17 protein-coding genes are annotated in these 20,134 nt (G+C 59.7%); 4 read left to right on the plus strand and 13 right to left on the minus strand.

Annotation, left to right across the window (positions count from 1 at the left end):
* Positions 1-40: 40 nt before the first annotated feature.
* From QZ471_RS02630 to QZ471_RS02670, 9 genes are all read right to left on the minus strand, one after another.
* Positions 41-574, minus strand: a complete 534-nt coding sequence (locus tag QZ471_RS02630; protein ID WP_295460760.1) for a phospholipase D family protein — start codon at positions 572-574, stop codon at positions 41-43.
* Between the two features lie 14 nt (positions 575-588).
* The gene (locus QZ471_RS02635; protein WP_295460761.1) at positions 589-1,335 is read right to left on the minus strand and encodes a TIGR03747 family integrating conjugative element membrane protein; all 747 of its coding nucleotides are present in this window, start codon (positions 1,333-1,335) and stop codon (positions 589-591) included.
* Entirely contained in the window at positions 1,335-1,817 is a 483-nt protein-coding gene (locus QZ471_RS02640) for a hypothetical protein (protein WP_295460762.1), read from the minus strand. Before QZ471_RS02640 ends, QZ471_RS02635 begins: the two co-directional genes overlap by 1 nt.
* Positions 1,814-4,072: a type IV conjugative transfer system coupling protein TraD gene (gene traD / locus QZ471_RS02645; RefSeq protein WP_295460763.1), complete on the minus strand. Its 2,259-nt coding sequence runs from the start codon at positions 4,070-4,072 to the stop codon at positions 1,814-1,816. Before traD ends, QZ471_RS02640 begins: the two co-directional genes overlap by 4 nt.
* Positions 4,073-4,074: 2 nt before the next feature.
* Positions 4,075-4,335: a hypothetical protein gene (locus QZ471_RS02650; RefSeq protein ID WP_295460764.1), complete on the minus strand. Its 261-nt coding sequence runs from the start codon at positions 4,333-4,335 to the stop codon at positions 4,075-4,077.
* A gap of 12 nt (positions 4,336-4,347) precedes the next feature.
* A complete protein-coding gene (locus QZ471_RS02655) occupies positions 4,348-4,848 on the minus strand; it encodes an integrating conjugative element protein (protein ID WP_295460765.1) in 501 nt (166 codons plus the stop codon).
* The gene (locus QZ471_RS02660) at positions 4,845-5,423 is read right to left on the minus strand and encodes a transglycosylase SLT domain-containing protein (protein ID WP_295460766.1); all 579 of its coding nucleotides are present in this window, start codon (positions 5,421-5,423) and stop codon (positions 4,845-4,847) included. The genes QZ471_RS02655 and QZ471_RS02660 overlap by 4 nt, the downstream gene beginning before the upstream one ends.
* Positions 5,408-6,079 (minus strand): TIGR03759 family integrating conjugative element protein, encoded by a 672-nt coding sequence (locus tag QZ471_RS02665; protein WP_295460767.1) that lies wholly within the window; start codon positions 6,077-6,079, stop codon positions 5,408-5,410. The genes QZ471_RS02660 and QZ471_RS02665 overlap by 16 nt, the downstream gene beginning before the upstream one ends.
* Positions 6,080-6,150: 71 nt before the next feature.
* The gene (locus QZ471_RS02670; protein WP_295460768.1) at positions 6,151-6,855 is read right to left on the minus strand and encodes a hypothetical protein; all 705 of its coding nucleotides are present in this window, start codon (positions 6,853-6,855) and stop codon (positions 6,151-6,153) included.
* A 461-nt stretch (positions 6,856-7,316) separates the two neighbouring features.
* Between QZ471_RS02670 and QZ471_RS02675 the strand changes: the two genes are divergently transcribed.
* Complete coding sequence (locus QZ471_RS02675) at positions 7,317-8,039, plus strand: hypothetical protein (protein ID WP_295460769.1); 723 nt, start codon at positions 7,317-7,319, stop codon at positions 8,037-8,039.
* 324 nt (positions 8,040-8,363) lie between these two features.
* On the opposite strand, the gene QZ471_RS02680 is transcribed toward QZ471_RS02675, so the two are convergent.
* The 4 genes from QZ471_RS02680 to QZ471_RS02695 are packed head-to-tail and all read right to left on the minus strand — an operon-like array spanning position 8,364 to position 13,922.
* On the minus strand, positions 8,364-11,459 hold the full coding sequence (locus QZ471_RS02680; RefSeq protein ID WP_295460770.1) for an error-prone DNA polymerase: 3,096 nt from the start codon (positions 11,457-11,459) through the stop codon (positions 8,364-8,366).
* Positions 11,435-12,850 (minus strand): DNA polymerase Y family protein, encoded by a 1,416-nt coding sequence (locus QZ471_RS02685; RefSeq protein ID WP_295460771.1) that lies wholly within the window; start codon positions 12,848-12,850, stop codon positions 11,435-11,437. Before QZ471_RS02685 ends, QZ471_RS02680 begins: the two co-directional genes overlap by 25 nt.
* Positions 12,851-12,862: 12 nt before the next feature.
* Positions 12,863-13,495: a translesion DNA synthesis-associated protein ImuA gene (gene imuA, locus QZ471_RS02690; protein ID WP_295460772.1), complete on the minus strand. Its 633-nt coding sequence runs from the start codon at positions 13,493-13,495 to the stop codon at positions 12,863-12,865.
* Positions 13,488-13,922, minus strand: coding sequence for a hypothetical protein (locus tag QZ471_RS02695; RefSeq protein WP_295460773.1), 435 nt, complete (start codon positions 13,920-13,922; stop codon positions 13,488-13,490). Before QZ471_RS02695 ends, imuA begins: the two co-directional genes overlap by 8 nt.
* 256 nt (positions 13,923-14,178) lie before the next feature.
* Here QZ471_RS02695 and QZ471_RS23825 point away from each other — a divergent pair, with 256 nt between their 5' ends.
* The 3 genes from QZ471_RS23825 to QZ471_RS02705 all read left to right on the plus strand — a co-directional run bounded on the left by QZ471_RS23825 (position 14,179) and on the right by QZ471_RS02705 (position 19,969).
* The gene (locus tag QZ471_RS23825) at positions 14,179-14,322 is read left to right on the plus strand and encodes a DUF4113 domain-containing protein (protein WP_363286685.1); all 144 of its coding nucleotides are present in this window, start codon (positions 14,179-14,181) and stop codon (positions 14,320-14,322) included.
* 110 nt (positions 14,323-14,432) lie between these two features.
* Entirely contained in the window at positions 14,433-15,176 is a 744-nt protein-coding gene (locus tag QZ471_RS02700; protein WP_295460774.1) for a hypothetical protein, read from the plus strand.
* A 311-nt stretch (positions 15,177-15,487) separates the two neighbouring features.
* Positions 15,488-19,969 carry an ATP-binding protein gene (locus tag QZ471_RS02705; RefSeq protein WP_295460775.1) on the plus strand — a complete coding sequence of 1,494 codons (4,482 nt, stop codon included), beginning with the start codon at positions 15,488-15,490 and terminating at the stop codon, positions 19,967-19,969.
* Positions 19,970-20,134 lie beyond the last annotated feature (165 nt).

Below are 20,134 nucleotides of genomic sequence, written 5' to 3' on the forward strand. Positions count from 1 at the left end.
ATCAAGTCTATGGAAATCGCCTACGGCGAAGTACGGTGGCTCAATAGCGTGGGCTGAGCGGCTGGCCTTCGTTCCAAAGCTTCTGGAAGTCCTGGGTATAGGCCCGCGCCAGGTCCGGCACGTTGCGCAGCAGTAGCGCGTTCTCGGCGTTGGGCTCGGCGGCGGCCTGGGTGTAGTTGAATGAGCCCGTCTCCACCGCCTGGCCATCGATGACCATGAACTTGTTGTGCATGATCGCGTAGTGGCCGTTGAGCCGTACCGGCACGCCCTGGTTGGCCAGGAAGGTCACGGCGGAATATTTGCCACCGTTGGCCTTCTCGTCGGCTACCACCTCGACGTCGACACCGCGCTTCTTCGCGGCCACCTGGGCAGTGGCGATGGGCTTGCTGGTGAAGCTGTAGGCCGCCACCAGGATCTGGCGGTGGGCAGAGTCGATGCCTTGGGTTACCACGTCGAGCGCCGAGGGGCCGCCGACGGCGGGGGAGAAGCCGACCTGCAGATCGCTGGCGGCCAGGGCCGGCAGGGTGGTGGTGAGCAGGATAGAGCTGAGCAGCAGGGAGGTCAGACGCATCATCGTAGGTCTCCGGGTCAGAGGTATTTCTTGAAGCTGCTGGTGGTGAGGTTCACCGACAGGGCCAGCAGCGCCGCGCACGGTAGAAGTACCAGGAGCGGGCTCACACTGATGGGCAGGGCGAGGTAGAGCGACCACGGCAGCAAGGCGAGCGGCAGCATGGTGCTGCGGACCTTGTGGTAGAAGTAGCTCGACTCGCGACCGGCGCCGAACTTGCGGATGTCCCGCCGCACCAGGCCGTCGATGAAGCCGACTAGGGCCGCCATCGCAAACAGCGGCACGGCTAGGGTGAGGATCACCAGCCGCACGCAGAACACCAGGATGGTGAAGAGGGCCGATAGGCCATAGGTCTGCACCGTGGTGACGCTCTGCGCGGCCAGGTAGCGCAGATCCAGCCCACCGCGCGGGCCGGCCGCGGCGAGCTGCTGCATGCCGGTCAGCCACTGGATCACGCCGGTCTTTACGAACAGCCAGTCATAGAGCAGCTGCACCAGCCAGGCCGCGGTGCGTCCGGGTTCCTGGACCACCACGCTGGTCAAGAAGCCCTGGGACAGCCAGGCCAGCTCATGGTCGAGCATCGCCTTGGCGTGGTGCCAGCCGGCTTCGGGCCAGAGGAAATACAGGCACAGCCAGTCGATCAGGATGGCGCCGAACAGCGAGGCGAACATGACGCCGAGGAAATGGAAGGGAAAGGCCATCAGCGACCCGATGAAGGTCTGCTCCTTGACCTGCTGCTGCTGGGCCCGTTGGGCGACGTCGGCCATTATCGGCATCCTCGCGGAGTAGCGCTGGCGCGCCGGGCGATGGAGAAGAGCGCTTGTCGCTCGGCTGCCATGTCCGGTTGGTGCTGGAAGGCCTCCCACTCGGTGCCGGCCGCCTGTCCGGCTGGTGGCCAGAGGTTGCCGCGCGGTCGCACGATCTCGGTCACCCGGCTACCGATGGCCACCAGCAGGCCCCAGCCGGGTGGCAGATCAGCCACCTGCAGCAGCCCTTCGGGACAGAGATAGAAGCGATACAGGCCCAGGCCGCCGGCGGCGCGCTCGGGCTTTTTGCGATCAGCCAGGAAGTCCCCGCGACTGGTCTTCACTTCGATCAGCGTCGAGCAGTGGCTGCGAAAGCCCAGCACATCCGGTTGCTCGCGCGAGCCGAAGCAACGCAGCTCGGTGGCGACGATAGGAAAGCCCTGCCGGCGCAGCCAGGCGGCGCCCAGGGCGACGAGGCGGGCATGTTCAAGGCCGGTGGTCATGCCGCATCCTCCGCCCCCTGGGTCATCCTCTTGAAATCGTCCTGCAGATCCAGCGGCAGATCGTCCGCGACATGACGCTGCCCGGGTGCCTCCCACCATTCACTGCCGTTGGCCTGGCCGACCTCGTAGGACTTGCGCATCTTGGCCGCCAGCTCTTGCAGACTGGCGGGCATCACCTCATCGGGGTCGTTCGCCGGCAGCGGTAGACGAATTTTCCAGAGGTTGCCGCCCTCCATCAGGGCGAAGCATTGCCCTTTCGGTAGGCCGATGATGTGTGCGGGCTCCAGCATGGGCACGCTGGTAGCGCTGACCTGGTCGTGGGTATTGGAGGTGAAGGCCGTCTTGCCGTTGACGGCATCACTCGCGCTGCTGGCCGGCGTCGCCGTGAAGACTTGCACCTTGGGTAGCTGATTGGTGAGCAGCTCTGCCGTTGCCGTCTCGCGAACCCGCAGCATGAGCAGGTTGTTGAAGTTACCGATCACCTGCCCGGCCTTGGCACGGTTGCCGATCCTGGCCTCGATGTCGGACAGGGTCTGGGTGTAGGCGGTCACCTGCATGCCGGCGCCGCCGCCCTTGTTGATCATCGGGATGAACTCGTCACCGATGAGTTCGTTGAATTCGTCGCAGTGCAAGTTGATGGTGACCTTGCCGCTCCCGCCCCCGGGCAGGCCATCATCGATGCCGTACTTGTAGATGTGGCCCGCTACCGAGACCAGGTCGGAGAACATCGAGTTGCCCACCGCCGCAGCGACCTCGGTGTCGGACAGGGCGTCCAGGCCGATGTAGACGACGGCGCGTTTACGCACCACCTGCATCCAATCGAAGATCGGCCGCGGATCGTTGACATCCTGGTAGTCCGGCGCGATCAGCTCGGCCATGCGGCCGGTGGTGAGCTTCTCCAGCAGCGGCAGGAGCGAGGCGACGATCTTGTCGAAGTAGGTCTTGTCGTAGCGGACAGCCGATCTCAGACCATCCATGACTGGATCCAGCACCCGAGTCTGGTTCAGGTACTGATCGATGGCGATAACGCGCAACGGCCGCCCCTTCATGTTGAAGGGCACGTTCTTGTCGTTGAGCTTGCTCTCGATGGCAATGATCTTTTCCCAGGCCCTGGGATCATGCTCGTCGAAGTATTTCTGGGCATACTCCAGGAACAGCCCCTCGATGTTGATCACGTGCTGCTGGATCTGCAGGTAGTCCGGGCGCCGGCCGAGGGCGACCAGGGCCCGGGCGATGATGTTCACGAACCGCCAGGCGAATTCCTTGAACGCCGCCGAGTTGCCCTCGCTGGAGAGCTGGCCGGCGATGCGGGTGGCGACCTCCGAGATCCGGCCGAAGCGGCCCACGGCGTTGTAGCGTGCGGACTGGTCGGGCCAGCCCAGGTGAAAGATGTAGAACTCGTTCAAGCGGCCGGCTTGCTTGCAGTCGAGCCACATGCTCTTGAGTAGGTCAGCGTCCCCCTTGGGGTCGATGACGATGACGACCTCGTGTTCGTACTCGCTGTCATTGGCCGCATCCGGCATGTCAGCCGAACGGCGGCGAGACCAGCGATGTGGCCGTTGGGTACGCCGTCCCATCTGCACCGGCGCCCGGCGCCGACGGCGCTTGCGACGGATGTCCTGGCTGATGAAGAGTTGAGCCGCTCGTGTTTTGCCCACCCGAGTGGTACCCATTACCAAGGTGTGCCCGTTGCGCTCGCCCAGCGGCAGGCTGACGTTGTGCTCGTTGGGTTCGATGCCGTGCAGCCGCGGTAGGCCGCCCACGGGTGGCAGCGGCCGGAAGGGATTGCAGGGGTTGTCCCAGGCCGTGGCCTTGGCCAGCAGGGTGAGCGGGAAGGGCGCGAATTCCAGGCGCGCCTCGAGGCGCCGGGCCATGTTGGTCCATTCCGACGGCTCGACGTAAGGGGCGTATTGCGGCAGGTAGGTGTCGAGCAGGCGCTGGGTGTGCTTCTGCTCCCAGCGAAACCCCTTGCCAATGAACAGCCGCTCGTTGCTGACCGGGATCTCCTTGCTGGTCATGCTGTAGAAGGACAGCCGCCGGATGTTGCGCCGATAGCGCAGCACGCGCAGCGCCTGGCGAAAGCGGTAGGCGCCAAATACCAGGAAGGCCACGGCAGTGACCAGGCCAAACAGCGGCGTCAGGGCGACTGTCCAGGGCGCGAAGACGCACAGGAAGGCCATGGCCAGGCACACGAAGACCGTGTACAGCTCCACTGCCGGACGCAGCAGGGTGTCCAGGGCGTGGTTGCTCGCCATGGCTAGCGGGCCTCGCGCTCAGCCGGCTGCGGCTGCAGGGCTAGCGCTTCCACCTCCTGGCGGATTTCCTCGGCTTGCCAGTCGGGCAGCGCTGCTTCGAACCGCTCGCAGAGGGTCATCTCATCGCCCTGGGCGCGGCCAGTGACCTCCCCGCCGTGCATCTTGATCAGTACCTTTACGTCCCCGGTGAGCGCAGCGCGGGCTTCCTGGCTCTCGGGCATGCGTATCACCAGGGTATAGAAAGGGGAGAGGGGGCTGGGCATGGGCATCTCCGGCTATTGCTCGAGGGCGGTGGGGGTGATGAGAACGGGGTAATGGCTGAGACCGAGGCGGCTGGCCAGGTCGTCTCCGGACACAGGGCTGATGGCCAGGCCCTGGGCCCAGCTGCGAATAGCGGCCAATCGCTCGGCGTTGGGCACGTTCACGGCCAGGCCGGCAGCGCCGAGCCGCCGCAAGGTTTCGCCGCGGCTGGCCAGCCAGCGCCGTGACAACTCATCGTCACCGACCAGGAAGAAGGGCTGCAGCCCGGGCGCGTTGATCACCCGGCCCTCGACCGGACCGGGGCTCAGCCGCGGCGAGCGTACTGGGAAGCCCAGGGCGGCGCTGGGGGACGGCAAGGGCAGTTGGCCCTGCGCCTGGTTTGGCTCGGGTTCGGGGTTGAGGCGGTTGTAATAGGGCAGGGCGGAGGCACCGCCGCGGTCTTCGACGACGATCAGCGTGGCGGCCTGGGTGGCCAGCGGCAGGAGCAAGGCGAGCACGACAGGGAGCTGCTTCATGGATTGGTGGCCAGCAAGGTCAGGCCGGTGATCCGGCTCAGGTGTTTGGCGAATTTTTCGCGGTACCGGGCGGCAGGGGCGCCGCCGGCGGGACGGTGATAGCGGCCGGCGACGCTGATCCAGCTGCCGCCCTCGGCGCGCAGTTCAGCCAGCATTCGCGCGGCGACCTCGAGATTCTTGTAGGGATTGAGTGCTTCACAGGGGTAGACGCCACGACCGAAGCGGCTTGCGTTCCAGCCCATGTTGATCTGAGCGATGCCCACGTCGACGCGCTTGGCATCGACTGTCCGCAGCGCGACCAGGAGTGCCGTGCAGGCATCTGCCCGGGTGGCAAATCGGTAGCCGGCTCCGGCGACGTTGAGGGTCCAGGGCCAGGGCACCAGTTGCTGGCCATGGCGGCGCAGGCGAGTACCGCTCTCCTGCAGGGCGACGGAGTACAGGACCTCGGAAGGGATGCCCGCCTGGTACGCGGCCAACTGATAGGCCGGCGGCGGAGTCTCTGCCGCCAGCGCGCCCAGAGCCATCACCTGCAGGAACAGGCCGACACCAATCGCCTTGATCATTGCCGGAGCCATTGCCCATTCACCTCGCGGACAACGGCGGGCAGCTCGCCACCGAGGCCGAGCTGCACCCAGCGGCCGCCGTCGTGGTTGAGGGTGATCTGCCGGGCGCGGACCTTGGCCGGGTCGATTCCGGCGAGTAAGGCCCAGTGGCGGATCTGGGCATCGTCGCCTTGGCTGCCGATCAGATAGAGATCGAAGGGCTGGCCAGCGTTCTGCAGGGCCTGGACCCGTTCGGTACAGGCCGCGCAGCTGTCGGTCACGAAGACGGCGAGGCGCCCGCTACCTCGGACAGTAGGGCTGGCCAGGGGGGCATTACCGCCACCAACCTGGATGGGTTGCAGATTGGGATAGAGGCGCTTCCAGGCCTCTTGGTAGGCCTGCTCATAGGCCAGTTCCTTCTGCACACGCTGCGCCTCGGCGCGCACCTGCAATTCTGCGTAGCGCCGCCGCTCGGCGTCGGACTGGGCTTCGATTCCCAGGGCGGTGAGCGGATCCAGGCCGGGGGAATAGACACCACGGCTGCCCTGCATCAGGGTGCGGTAGCGCTGGTATTCCTGGCTGCTCAGGCCCCATTCCTGGGCAAGGGCACTGTCGTTCTGCTGGACCAGGCTACTGCGCTGGTCGCTTTCCTTTTCGGCAGAGTTCGCCTGCGAGGCAGCCATGGTCATTGGGGAGAGCGTGGAGAGGGCGACCGCAAGGCTCGCCGGAATTAAGGAATACGAGGGGCGCATGGTTGCCTCTACTTCAAGGAAAGGATGCGGGTGGTGCCATCGACGCTGAACTGCGCCTGGCGGTCGTCGAGACGGACCAGTCGCCAGCGGGTACCGCCGACGTTGTCGCCAGGACGCACCAGGTAGAGTTCGCTGAGTTGGGTGCTGCCGGGCGGGGCCACGGAAAGAAAGCGCTCGCCGCCGCGGTACTCGATGCCGACGACGGTGAAGGGGGGCGGCGTCTCGATGGGCTTGGGCGACTCATGCTTACGCGTCGCCACCGGTGTGAGCCGCTGTTTTGGAACGATCAGTGGCGGTGGCGCCTTGGCAGGCTCCACTGTTTTCTTGCGCAGCTCCCCGAGGTCGTTCTGCAAGCCTTCGATCTTGGCCTCGAGCACGACCAGGTCAGCGGCCTGGGCAACGCCTTGGAGCGCCGATTGGTTGGCGCGCTGGATCTCCACCATCAGGGCCTGGGCCGTATCGATCCGCTGGGACAGGGCTTGCTGACTCGCCCGGAAATCAGCGTCCTGGACGGGCTTGCTGCCGGTGAAGTGATCAAGGCGATCCTCCACGCCGTCCAGACGTTTGGTGATGGCCTGAACCATGTCCTGGCCAGCCGCCGCGTCGAGGTCGCGATTGACGTGCTTGAGCTGCAGTAACAGGTAGAGGCACACACCGGACAAGGCCAGGAAGGCTGCGATGCTGAGCGATTGGGAGAGGGAAGGGCGCTTCATGAGAGACCTCGCACGGGATGACAGGCAAGGTCGCAAATTGCAAGCGTTGGGTCAGCGGGAAACCTTATTCAGGTCTCAGGAGGTTAGGTTTCGGGCTTGATCTGGCCATAGGTCGCCCTCCGGTCTGATGATCAGAGCGGGCAGGTTATGATGCTGGCCTTCGCGGAGGGGCTATCAAGATGCTGGTGATTCGATTGGAAACGGGGAGAGTGATCAACCTGGAGCGCCAGGTGACTACGTCGAACGGGTATGGCATCTGGGAATACCATCGGAGCCAGAGTTCGACGATGTGGATCCCCGACCATACGCCCTACCGTCATGTGGCCATGAAGCCGGCGGAGCCACGCGTAGGACAACAGGTGATCTTGGCAAGATGCTTGCCTGGCACATCGGAAGAGACGTGGAAGCCGTTTCAAGCCGGAGCTGTTGTTTCGGATTCTGATTGAGAGGAATTGATTAGCGTGAGCTCGCAACCGTTCTTTGATCTGAGTAAGTGGCATGGGGTTTTGATAATCGATCCAGGCCAGCATCAAGAATTTGATAAGTTCCTGAGGGATAAGGAGCATATCTACGTATACCTCAGATCAAGATTGCGGCATCATACTTGTGATGATGAGGGAAATCTCATAGAAGTAACCTCAAAAGATCAGTCTATTCTTGAGCATTATTGGAGGAAATTCGAGTCCAGTCGAAAGCACTATGCCAATTTGATGCTCGTAACGGCTGCGGCGTATCTTGAGTCTATAGTGTACGATTTTTTCCATGTTTTTTTTCTGCACAATAATAAAGCTATGCATAGCTTTATTGGTCGTGACGAAGAAAAAGGCTATATCCGGCTAGATGAAGTTCTGGGTAGCGAGTCTTTAGATGAACTGTTAGGTCGTCTTGCGGCGCGAGCCGCTACCAATGCGGCCGCCGGTTCACCTAAGGATATTCAAAAAAGGCTTAAAAAGCTGCTAGGTCAAGGGTTTCCGGACGATCTGCTCAAATCTTTCGAGCAGCTTGTGGAATCGAGAAATATCATCGCTCATGAGGCAGAATTGCTGCCCGATGAGCAACTGGACGTTGCCGGATCGTACGAAACTGTGCTTCAGATACTAAAATTTTTCGGTCGCGTGGCGATTGAGAAGTCTATCCCTATCAGGGATGCAGGCCATCTTTTAGATAACTCGCTAATTCACTAGGTGGGCGCACGCAGGTGAGTGCGTCATTTGCATAAGGCTTTAAGAGCCTAATCATCAGGCTCCACTAGATCCATTTGATATCGGCAACGTTGGCATATTACTTCGTTTAACTGGTAGCCCGTTAAAAGTGTTTGGTCGTCCTCTATGGTTTGGTCGCAATCCTCAATGCTGCATATGACGTCTTCGATAAGTGGCTTGATAAATTCCCGATAGTGCCACTATTGATTATCAGATAGTGATTCGACCGATCCTCCATTGGCAATCAATCTTTAGCAATGCCTGTGGTGGCTATTGATCGGTGCTGAGCTTTTGGCGACGAATCACCTACCGAAAGTCGCGGCTCCTCACATCTAGGCCCTGCAGCAGCTCGCTAATGTCCAGCAGCCGTCCGGCGACCACGTGCATGACGCCTTCCCGATTCTCCAGTGTGCCGTCGACCCGCAGTAGCTGAGAGGCAACCAGGTCTCGGCGCTGCCGTTCGGCCAGGTCCTTGCGCACCACCACGTTGACCATGCCGAACTCATCTTCCAGCGTCACGAAGGTGATGCCACTGGCCGTCCCGGGCCGCTGGCGGCCGACCACCAGGCCGGCGACTCGGGCGGGTTGGCCATGGCGCCGCTCGGCTAGGTCGCGGGAACTCATCAGGCGCCTCGCCATGAGCTCGGGGCGCAGCAGCGTCAGTGGGTGGGGACCGAGCGTGGTACCCAGGGCCGCGTAGTCGGCGTAGAGGTTCTCACCGACTGAGGGCGCCTCCAGTTCCAACACCTCTTCCTCTACGACCACGCCATCCGCGAACAGCGGTAACTGCGGTTCGACCGCCGCCATGCTCCAGCGCGCTTGGAAGCGATGGCCAGCCAGCCCCTGCAGGGCGCCGGCATCGGCCAGGCAGTCGCGAGCACGACTGTCCAGGTCAGCACGTAGGCACAAGTCCGCGACGTCGCGGAAGGGGTGCCGCCGACGTGCCTCTTCCACGGCTCGGCCCGCTTTCTCCGAAAGGCCGCGAACCATCCGTAGCCCAAGCCGGATCGCCGGCTGCATCCCCTGGCTCGCCGCCTCCAGCGTGCAATCCCAGTCGCTGCAGCTCGCATCGACGGGTCGGATTTCGATACGGTGACGCCGAGCGTCCTGCAGCACCTGGTCCGGGCTGTAGAAACCCATCGGGTGCGAGTTGATCAGGGCGGCGGCGAAGGCGGCCTGCTCGTGACATTTCAGCCAGCAACTGGCGTACGTCAGCAAGGCGAAGCTGGCGGCATGAGACTCAGGAAAGCCATAGCTACCGAAGCCCTCGATCTGGGTGAAGATCCGCGTGGCGAACTCAGCGGAGTAGCCGTTGGCGAGCATCCGGGTCGTCAGTCGCTCACGGTGGGGCTCCAGGCCACCATGGCGCTTCCAGGCGGCCATCGAGCGGCGCAACTGATCGGCTTCGCCGGGTGAGTAGTCCGCCGCCTCGATGGCCAGCTCCATCACCTGTTCCTGGAACAGCGGCACGCCGAGGGTGCGGCCGAAGACCCGTTCCAACCTCGGCGGATAGCTGACCTCTTCCTGGCCGTTACGGCGGCGTAGGTAGGGATGGACCATGTCGCCCTGGATCGGCCCCGGCCGAACGATCGCCACCTCGATCACCAGATCGTAGAACGTCTGTGGCTGCAGACGCGGCAGCATTGCCATCTGCGCGCGGCTTTCGATCTGGAATACACCCAGGGTGTCGGCGCGACTGATCATGTCATAGGTGGGCTTGTCCTCCTGGGGCAGGGTGGCCAGCGTCCACTCGCGACCGCGGTAGCCCTTCACCAGGTCGAAGCAGCGACGTAGCGCGCTGAGCATGCCCAGGGCCAGGATGTCGACCTTGAGCAGGCCCATGGCATCCAGGTCGTCCTTATCCCACTGGATCACTGTTCGCTCCGCCATCGCGGCATTCTCGACCGGTACCAGGGTATCCAGGGCCTGGTCGGCAATGACGAAGCCGCCCGGGTGCTGGGAGAGGTGTCTTGGAAATCCAATCAGCTCGCCGGTGAGCACCAGCACGCGATGGAGCAGGGGACTATCCGGATCGAAGCCCGCTTCGCGTAGTCGAGCCGGGGGCGGCAAGGTATCGGTCCAGCGGCCACAGCAATCGGCGAGGGCGCCGATCTGATCCGCCGGCAGGCCCAGCGCCTTGGCCACGTCGCGGATGGCCCCGGCCGCGTGGTACGTCGAGACCACGGCGGTGAGGGCGGCACGCTCGCGGCCGTAGCGTCGAAACACGTACTGGATCACCTCCTCGCGCCGCTCGTGTTCGAAGTCGACATCGATGTCTGGCGGCTCGTCTCGTTCGTGACTGATGAACCTTTCGAACAGCAGATTGATGCGAGTCGGGTCCAGCTCAGTGATGCCCAATGCAAAGCAGACCGCCGAGTTGGCCGCCGACCCCCGGCCTTGGCAGAGAATCCCTTGCTCGCGGGCGAATCTCACGATGTCGTGGACGGTGAGAAAATAGCTCTCGTAGCCCTTGTCGGCGATCAGCCGCAATTCCTTCTCGATCTGGGCACGCAGCTTATCCGAGAGTCCCTTTGGCCAGCGCCAGGCGCAGCCTTGCTCCGTGAGATGCCTGAGCCAGGACGTGGCGGTATGGGCTGCCGGCACCACCTCGCTGGGATACTGGTAGCGCAGCTCCGTCAGCTCGAACCGGCAGCGCTGGGCGATACGAATCGTCTCCTCCAGCAGCGCGGAGGGATAGCAAGACGCCAGGACCTCCCGCGAACGCAGGTGGCGTTCGCCATTGGGGAACAGCAGCTGGCCCGCCTCGGCCACGGGGACGCGATGGCGTATGGCCGTTAAGGTGTCCTGCAGGGCACGCCGGCCGCGACAGTGCATATGCACATCGCCTGCGGCCACCAGCGGCAACTGCAGCTGCTCGCCCAACTGCTGTAATTGCCGCAGACGCGCCGCGTCATCGCCGTCCAGGTGCAGTTCGGCAGCGATCCAGGTACGACCGGGAAGGCGTCCGGCCAGCCACTGCCCGGGTTCGGCCTGGACCTCGCGCTCAGGCAGCCACAGGGCCAGCAGGCCTTCGACCTCGTCCAGGTCGTCCCGCAGCAACCGGTAGCGACCTTTCTCGGCCCGCCGGCGCGCTCGGGTGATCAACCGGCACAGGTGCTGGTAGCCGACCAGGTCCTCGACCAGCAGGACTACCTTCGGCCCCTGCACAATCTGGAACTCGGCGCCGACGATCAGCCGCACCTGGTGCCGTTGGGACGCCTGCCAGGCTCGGACGATGCCGGCTAAGCTGCATTCGTCGGTGATGGCCAGCGCCTCATAGCCCAGCTGCCGGGCGCGCTCGGCGAGTTGATCGACACTGGATGCACCGCGTTGGAAGCTGAAAGTAGACAGGCAGTGCAACTCGGCATAGGCCGGGCTCATCCGAACCATCCATGGACCCACCAGCCCGGGCCCTCGGTCACGGACTGGAACGCCCAGGCGCGGCGACCATCCAGCAGCTCGACCTCGAAGTAGTCGCGCCGGCAGTCGCCGCCGTCCCACCAGCCGCTTTCGAGCCGCTCTGGGCCGCGCACGATGCGCAGCGGATCCGCCTCCAGCGGTATCGGCTCAGGTAGCAGCCAGCCCGGGCGCGGATTCGGCCCCAGGGCGCCGAGGGCAAGCGAGGGCGCATCTCGGCGCCAAGCCTGCTCCGGACGGTGGTCGCCCTGGGCGCCTATCGAGTACACGGCGTCATCGCCCAGCCGAGCGCGCAGACGCTCGCGGAGCTGTTCCCAGCTCAGAGTCTGCTGAGGGCGTTCGTCGAACAAGCTGGTGTGTTGTGGCACGTAGCTGGGCAATTCATCGGCAACGAGGCCAATGGCCAGCACCGGCTCAATGACCACGGTGGGCTCCAGCCGGCCACGGGCGAATTCGAACAGCAGGGCCGGATCACGCTCGGCGGCCAGCAGGCCGATCACCACCTGAGTGGTGGGCGCGTGGCGATGCTCGAGCAGCAGAGTGAAGCGCTGCACGCCCATGTCGCGACCGGCTAGATATGTCGCCAGATCCGCCGTGAGGCGGCGCAGCGGAAAGAGCAGCGGCTGGGTCGATTCCACTTCGAAATTCAGCTCGATCCTGAGGCTAAACGTCGTCGGCGGTTGGAAGAAATTCAAGGGCAGCGTCTTGCTGCCAAGCAACTGATCCAAGTGCTCCAGCAAGGCCTTTGGAAAGCGCCGCGCCAGCTGCGCGCGCGGCAAGGCCAGGACCTGGCTCAGCTGGCGTAATCCCATGCGATTGAGCGCCTGCACCAGCTCCGGCGTGAGTCCGAGGTGGTGCAGCGGAAGGTCGCGCAGCGCCTCCGGCAGTCCTGTCATATTCGGTACCACTAGCCCATCGCCGGCGTTGGCCAGCACTCGTGCCGCGACCGGATTCGGGGCCAGGGCCAGGCGATGGACAAAGCCGAGGCTGGTCAGCTCCTGACGCAGTCGCGCTTCGAAGCGTGGCCAGGGGCCGAACAAGGGCAGACTCGATTGCACCTCCAGCAGCAAGGCGGATGGATAGTGCAGGCTGACCTGGGAGCTGAAGCTATAGGCCCAGGTCGCGGCCAGTTGGTGCTGGCGCGTGATCTCCGTCTCGTCGTACTCCGCGGTCGCAAAGCGCGGGCAGATGGCTTGGGCAGCAGTAAACGTCATCTCCGGCCGCAGCCCCAAGGCAGCGGCCGCAGGGTTCACGGCGCGCAGGATGCGCCGCTGGATCGGTCCGGACAGCAGCGCCAGGGGTTCGTCCGGATCTGGCCGGTTGCGCAGCACGCCATCAAGCGCGAACTGGGGAAAGAGGATGCAGGCCCACCGCATACCAGAACTCCGTCAATGCAAGGTGCCGAGGCGCAGTGCCGCTGTCGGCGCATGGCCTCCGCGACATTTGAGAATGCGGAGCTGGGGCGGCGAGCCCTCGATCACCAGGCGCAGCGCCGCGGGCGACGAGTTCAAGGCTTCTCGCAGCCCACGGAACACAAACGCGAGGGCCTGGCCCGTCTCCGCCGCCACCTGCAGGCGCCGCAGCGCCCGATCATCGGCGCGTCCTGGCCAGCACAGGACCGCGCCGCAGCTACCCGAGCGCAAGCATTGCTCGGCGGCCCAGAGCGCGTCGGCTCCCCGGACCTGGATGATGCTCAGGCGGGCGAGATCCACGCCGGCCCGTAGCCAGGCGTGGGGGTAGGGCAGGTGGGGTGGGGCAATCAGCACGAGGCGTTCGCCCGCGGCCGCGAGCCTAGCCAATGTGGGCCACACCAGCTGCAGCTCTCCCAGCCCGGGATGCGCCGAGAGAATCTCGGTGAGGGCCGCGTCGGGCCATCCGCCCAGGGGCAGGTGGGCGTCGAGTTCGGCATGGCCGGTGGGATGCTGACTGGTGTCATCCTGGCGGTGGCTCTGGCCACGCCATAGACGCCGGCCGTCGAGCAGGTTGTCCAGGACGACGAGATTGCTGGCGGTGCTATCCATGCTGCTGATCTCCGGCCAGCTGTCGATGTTCGCTGCAGAGGATCTGCAGGCGACCCCGCAGAGCCGCAAGATCGGCATGCAACACGGAGTTCATCGCCTCCAGGCGCAAGATGTGACGCTGAGCGCGGGCGAGCGGATCGTCCGCGTCGTCAGGTACGCCGTGCTCCCCATGGGGGATATGGCGGCGGTTCTGCTCCTGGACGGTCTGGACGTAGCGCAGGCGATGCCGCTGGATCTCGGCGACGAGCACGTCGCGCTCGGACACCAACACTTGGTTGGCCCGCTGGGCGCGTCCGAGAATGCGGCGGGTGTCATCGAGCTCTTCGGTGAGCAGGTCGACCAGGTTGCGGCAGTAGCTCAGCTGCGACGGCTGGAACAGCTCCTGCTGCTGTTCGAAGGTGTCGTGATCGTCAGAGAAAACGCCCATTGCGGCCTACCTGCACATAACCCAGGTTGAAAGCGTTCTGTCGGGTGGACATGAGGCCAGGAGCAGTATGGCGGGGACGGGGAATGCTGGTAGGGGCAGGCATGAGGAACCTCCTTTCGTTTTACTGTATGAATAGACAGTAGTGAGCGAAAGGGTTCCCAGCAAGATTGACAACGACGAACGGTAGAATTGAAGCGGGCAGGATGGGCTTCGCTATCCGTCTGAGCACGTACTTATCGTGTAAGCCCACAGCTCTATAGCCCTCGATGCAACGGGCCGCAAGTACGGCCGTGGCATTTTCCGCACGACGCGGATCCAGGAAGCGCCCGGGTGGAACATGAGACGTGAGCCCCTAAGCCAGGGCATCATGAATCGCATAGATCAGGTTTGGTCAGCCTAATATGCCTTAAGGGTCGAACTTCATTTGGCTTCAGCCTTGCTGTGAAGTTAGAGTGATACTGAGCTCGCCAGGACCTGGTTTTTCAAAACTGCTTTGACTGAGGTGGGTAGATGGAAGGCGGAGTTAAGGAAGGAAAGGGTGATTTATGGTTTGGGGATTCTTTTTCAAGAATCGTTTTGGGTGGCATATCAGCAGCAGTAACTGGCGCTGTTTGTTATTGGGTGCCGTATATAGTGGGTAAGTCGTATTTTGCGCGAAGAAATTCGATGCTAAATATTCCATCTGGATTGTTTGAAAATACAGCCGAGGATTATTTTGCATACAGCTATTATGCAATGCTTACAGTTATTACCAATCTTAGTGAATTTTTTCTTGGTGACTTCCGTAGAACGGCTTATATTGCTGCTTTTTCATGCGTTTTTGTTGTTTATATTATTTTTTTGGTGTGGCTTTCTAAGTCGAACGTAAAGTTTGAATTTGTAAGAAAGGTAGAGGCGAAAAGAGTATTTAGCGTGCCTCTTGCTGTTTTGTTGATGTCTGCAGGATTGACGGTCTTTATCTCTCTTGCACCTGCTTTCGTTTTTACCATTCTAGTGGTCCCAGGATTTTTGGGGGCTCAAGCAGCAGTGATTTCAGTGGAAGAAGATAGACTAATATATGCGAATGGCTGTTTGATTGCTAATGCAAGGAAATGGCAATGTTCAAGATTGATAAGGGATGGCTCGACGATTGCCGAAGGGTTTTTGATTGCGTCTTCTAAAGAATGGGTTGCAATGTATAGCAAGGGAGTGACAAAGGTACTTCCGGTTAGTGGGTCAAGTATAGAAAGTGGTGGCTATGCATGGGCAAAGTGAGGGCTTGCCGAAGAAGCTTTGCACCTCCTGGGACTCTTGACGACCGACAGTGGTAATTACAGGAGCATGAATTCATGTGTGAGATAATTGTGCCAGCTGTGCCGCAGCTGATTAGCTCCGCCTTCTGAGTGAACCAAGCTTCAACTTCATTCACGCACTTTCGTAAGCAGCAATCGGTGTAGGGCTTGCAGAAGAATCGGTCAATAGCTCCAGTTTGGAATTGTTCCGCACTAGCGTGATCATCATGTCCATATGCTCGGAAGTTAATGTGGTCTAGGCATTCTGCTAGCACGCCCATCTATGGTGAAAATATGGACTACAAACGCATTAGAAGTACGGGCTTAGGACAACGCCTCGCATTTGAAGAACTCATCTGTCAGCTAGCAAGGCGAGAACAGCCGTCCGTCGACGCAGAATTTAGAAGAATAGAAGGAGCTGGGGGCGATGGTGGAATTGAGGCGTACTGGCTGCTCAGCGATGGTGGTGAGATTGGTTATCAAGCTAAATACTATACAAAATCAGCTGATATAAATTGGTCTAATATTGACGATTCCGTGCGGCGGGCTTTGGAAACGCATCCAGGACTGTCCAAGTATATTGTCGCTCTCCCTTGTGATCTGACTGATAAAACTGGCAAGCAAAATGGCGGAAATACGGGTTGGGAGAATTGGCAGGCTCGAAAGAAAAAATGGGCTTCGCTTGTTGCACCGCATAAAAATGTAGATTTTATTGCATGGACGGCTTCAGAGATCACAGATCGACTTGCTCATCCGAATGCTGAAGGCCTACGTCGATATTGGTTCGGCGACGTTGAGTTCTCACCGAAATGGTTTTCTGATCACATAGAACTCGCAGTCAAATCGTTAGACGAAAGATACCATCCCGAAGACCATGTCGAAGTTAGCATTGAGCGAGTATTTAAAGTATTACTGCGCGACGAAAGTATCATTGGTGAGATTCAGAGCCACTTTTCAAAGATTCAGAACGCTGTGCAACTCGCCGGCATTGAACAGTCGTTGGAGGGCTGCTTAGCGCTTATTGAAGCTATCCAAACCCATTCAGCAGTCTTGGATAAACTTAGCTTGGACTTCACTTCAGACGCATGGAGAACTTGGCCTATAGCCGCAGTCCTGGAGGTGACTGAGTCAATTTCAACCTGCGTTCATGATATCGAAAGGGTTCTTTGGCAAGCTAAACAGGAAAAAGCAAAGCAATCGAAATCGGGCAACTCCTCATTGGACGACGTAGAGCGTCGTTTACGCGAACTAAGTGATGCATCGTACGTATTCAAGTCGCTGCTTAAGGGACGATACTTTTCTGCGGAGTCAGGCCGCAGTGTTTTTATATCTGGGAAAGCGGGAGCGGGAAAATCGCATCTACTAGGTAGCGTAGCGCAGAGCGCCATATCAGAGCGTAGAGTCGTCGTCCTAATCCTCGGCCAACAGCTAAATGGCGACAGTGTCTGGGCTCAGATCTCCAAGCGCCTAGGCATCGGAGAAGTTAATCCTGACGTATTACTTCAAGCACTGAGTGCCGCCGCTGACGTTACCGGCAAGCGCGGGTTGATCCTAGTGGATGCGGTAAATGAAGGGGCCGGATTAGCCCTCTGGCGTAATGAGCTGGCAGAATTCGTCGCAAGAGTCGAACGCCACCCGAATCTAATTCTGGCCTTCAGTTGTAGGGCTGAATATATTCCTTACATTATCCCCTTTTCGGTAAGTGAGAAAGTTTCGGAATTCCGAGTTCGCGGATTTGAAACGCAGGAAGAGCAGTCGAGAGCGGCTCGCATTTATTTGGGAAAGCGCGGTATATCTCAACCGAACACCCCGTGGTTGGCCGCCGAGTTTGTAAATCCACTTTTTTTGCGTAGTGCTTGCGTTGCTCTTGAAAGAGAAAATCAAAAGTGGTTTCCCAAGGGTTTGATAGGCACGAAGCGGGTTTTCTCGTTCTATACCAGGAGTATCGCTCGCAACCTAGGCGCTGGTAGGGATGGTAGCGATGATTTGGTAACGCCAACGAACCAAGCACTTGCTGCGATTGCTTCGGACATGGCAGCAAATAGACGTGACTATGTGCCGCATAGCGACGCTATACGCATAGTTGACAGGAGTTTCCACGCATACCCAGCCCCCCAAGGGAAAACGTGGTTTGAAATTCTTCAGAAAAACGGCCTATTCCGGCTTGACCCAGATCCTAGGAAAAGGGGAGCCGATCCTTTTTCCGCTCCTGAAGAAATAGCTCGCTTCAGCTTTCAGAGGCTTCAAGACCACTTGATGGCCTCAGTGATACTGGAGACAGTAACCAATCCTTCTGATGCACTGAAATCTGGCACCCTAAAATTTATCCATGATGATGATAGCATTCATGGGGACTGGGTAGGATTGGTCGACGCTCTGTCGGTGCAACTGCCTGAGCGTTTCAATCAAGAGCTGCTCGATCTGCTACCCGGCAATATCAATACATGGGTGAATGATCCAGCAGTCAGCGATGGCTTCATAGATAGCCTTAGGTGGCGCGATAATGAGTCGTTTACCGATCGGACACTTCAGATATTCAACGCATTCCTGAAAGTTGAAGACGGATATTTCGATATTATCATCCAGGTCGGTGCGAGTGCTGGGCACCCCTGGAATGCAGAGGCGCTGCATAAGCGGCTAATTGCTCTTGATATGCCGAAGCGGGATGCATATTGGACTGTGCACGCGAACATTCTCCCGTTAGACGAGGGTGCTACCGCCAGACGGCTCATAGAATGGAGCGCTCTTGAACAGAGCGAGCAGACAGATCCTGAGGTACAGTACCTTTGCGCGATAACTCTTACATGGTTCCTTGCTAGTTCTAACCGAGAGTTACGGGATAAGGCTACCAAAGCGCTCACCTCGCTGATGATCCGTAACCCCTCTCTGTACGCGAAGCTTTGCGGCGATTTTGCCGAAGTAGACGATTTGTATATCTTAGAGCGCCTGCACATGGCAGCCTTCGGCGCGTGCTGTGTCAGCAATTGTGAACGGCTTCTACGTCCCTTTTCTGAGGTGGCCTACAAGGCTGTATTCGACCGGGTGGACGTCCCTGCATCCATCCTGCTCCGAGACGCCGCCCTTGGCATTATCGAACTCGCCGCTTGCAAAAATTGCTTGCTAGAAAGCGTGGACATTCAGAAGGCCCGGCCGCCCTATGACTCGAAGGTCATTCGACTTTTCGTCACAGAAGAGGCGGTCGAGAAGGCTGCCAAGCGTGCCGGCGACTCTCAGATACTGAACTCGTGCGCTCAATGGGGTGGCGATTTTGGCAGCTATGAAATACGGCCTCGTGTGACTTCGTTCTTGAATATATCGCTGAGCACGCCGGAACCCCTGAGCCCTTCCGAAAGATATGAAATTTTTGAGCAAGAAGTCATCGACCATTGCCCTGAGCGCGTCGAGCTCCTTGAGATGATGCATGCCTTTACGCCCAATCGCTTCCGAGACATTCTTCAGGCCCGGCGGGATACGGCCCCATCTGATCACTCCCAAAGCTTTAAAACATGCGAGACGCTTCTTCTAGGAATGCTGAGCACTGGTGAAAGGGCTAGGTATCGAAAGGAATATAGGCCGCGATTCAGCTCCCCCGAGGAGCAGCCCGACCAGCTATCGCATATCGATGTGGCAGCAGCCCAGCGCTGGGTCGCTAAGCGTGCCTATAGCCTGGGCTGGACTAAGGATTTGTTCCCCGATGATTGGAGTAGGCGTCATGATTACAGTCGGGACAGACCGCTGGTTGAGCGTATTGGTAAGAAATACCAATGGCTAGCTTTGGATGAGCTTCTGTGCAGCCTTGCTGATAACAAGTGGATGTCCGAGCGTGCCCTCCACGGATCGCGTCAGTATCGTGGTCCTCTAGATGTGGGTTTTCATCGAGACATAGATCCAACAATCCTTATGACGTCCGACGAGGCGCTGAGCCTAGAGGATTCAATTCCAAGATTCGAAATCATTATGCGAAAGACGGAAGAACAAGAGCTAGGTAAGTGGCCTTTCGAAGAGGATCCGGCCTTGGGTATGGCGCACTTTGTCAGCAGGACGGATGCGAAGGGTAGGGCCTGGATAGTCCTACATGAGCACCAGTCAAAATCGGAGCGTTACAAAGATAAGTCTAGTCGCGAGCATGGCCTAAGAAAGCAAGAGTGGCGCTTTTTATTGCCAATAATCGTTAAGCGTGAGGATGAGCGGAGACTTATAAAATACATCTCTATGGAAAAAGAAGTTCGGGTTGATAACTGGTCAACCCGAGACGCAACGGACGATGGCTATCTTCTCGAAGCCCCTTGGCGTTCGACCTGGGATCAAGAGCAGTGGTCAACCATGGACTTTCGTAATATTGGGGAGGTTGAAATTGCCTACCCGTGTTTCCGTTACCAGTGGGAGTCTCATCTAGATGCGTCATTGAGCGACGGCGCTCACGCTCTAATACCTGCGCCATGGCTTGCAAAACGGTTGGGGCTGACGCCGCATCACTCAAAGTCAAATATATACGCTGATAGCTCAGGTAAGGTGCTTTTCGTCAGTGGTAAAAGTCCTGGCGGCGGCTCTCATGCTTTTATAGATCGAGGTCTGTTCGACTCTTTTCTACAGGAGGACGATCTGGTCTGTGTATGGGTTTTTGTTACAGAGCGGGGCGCTTGGCCGGGTGGTGGAAATAGCCATGTCTCTTGGCGTCGATCTGAAGGAGTCATTTGGTTTAGCGAGCGTGAACCACAGCTGCAACATTGGAAAGAAGATGTGGACAAAGGAGAACCATCTGACTCGGTTTGTTAGGTAGGAACAACCGGAGTGGTCAGTATGTGGAAGCTCAGTTCCGACTAACTGGGCCAGCGTCGGACTGATGATCGATGACGCTTCTAATAGGGTGTACCTCACGCGCTACACCTTTCAGTATCGCTCCAGGCGTGGCGAAAAGTGGTCAGACAGACCCAAACGACT

The organism is uncultured Pseudomonas sp. (assembly GCF_913774235.1).
Lineage (GTDB): Bacteria > Pseudomonadota > Gammaproteobacteria > Pseudomonadales > Pseudomonadaceae > Chryseomonas.

Bases quoted from the DNA above. Each gene is read 5' to 3' on its own strand.
- QZ471_RS02630 (WP_295460760.1), bottom strand. From the start codon at position 574: ATGATGCGTCTGACCTCCCTGCTGCTCAGCTCTATCCTGCTCACCACC.
- QZ471_RS02635 (WP_295460761.1), bottom strand. From the start codon at position 1,335: ATGGCCGACGTCGCCCAACGGGCCCAGCAGCAGCAGGTCAAGGAGCAG.
- QZ471_RS02640 (WP_295460762.1), bottom strand. From the start codon at position 1,817: ATGACCACCGGCCTTGAACATGCCCGCCTCGTCGCCCTGGGCGCCGCC.
- traD (WP_295460763.1), bottom strand. From the start codon at position 4,072: ATGGCGAGCAACCACGCCCTGGACACCCTGCTGCGTCCGGCAGTGGAG.
- QZ471_RS02650 (WP_295460764.1), bottom strand. From the start codon at position 4,335: ATGCCCAGCCCCCTCTCCCCTTTCTATACCCTGGTGATACGCATGCCC.
- QZ471_RS02655 (WP_295460765.1), bottom strand. From the start codon at position 4,848: ATGAAGCAGCTCCCTGTCGTGCTCGCCTTGCTCCTGCCGCTGGCCACC.
- QZ471_RS02660 (WP_295460766.1), bottom strand. From the start codon at position 5,423: ATGGCTCCGGCAATGATCAAGGCGATTGGTGTCGGCCTGTTCCTGCAG.
- QZ471_RS02665 (WP_295460767.1), bottom strand. From the start codon at position 6,079: ATGACCATGGCTGCCTCGCAGGCGAACTCTGCCGAAAAGGAAAGCGAC.
- QZ471_RS02670 (WP_295460768.1), bottom strand. From the start codon at position 6,855: ATGAAGCGCCCTTCCCTCTCCCAATCGCTCAGCATCGCAGCCTTCCTG.
- QZ471_RS02685 (WP_295460771.1), bottom strand. From the start codon at position 12,850: ATGCGGTGGGCCTGCATCCTCTTTCCCCAGTTCGCGCTTGATGGCGTG.
- imuA (WP_295460772.1), bottom strand. From the start codon at position 13,495: ATGGATAGCACCGCCAGCAATCTCGTCGTCCTGGACAACCTGCTCGAC.
- QZ471_RS02695 (WP_295460773.1), bottom strand. From the start codon at position 13,922: ATGGGCGTTTTCTCTGACGATCACGACACCTTCGAACAGCAGCAGGAG.
- QZ471_RS02700 (WP_295460774.1), top strand. From the start codon at position 14,433: ATGGAAGGCGGAGTTAAGGAAGGAAAGGGTGATTTATGGTTTGGGGAT.
- QZ471_RS02705 (WP_295460775.1), top strand. From the start codon at position 15,488: ATGGACTACAAACGCATTAGAAGTACGGGCTTAGGACAACGCCTCGCA.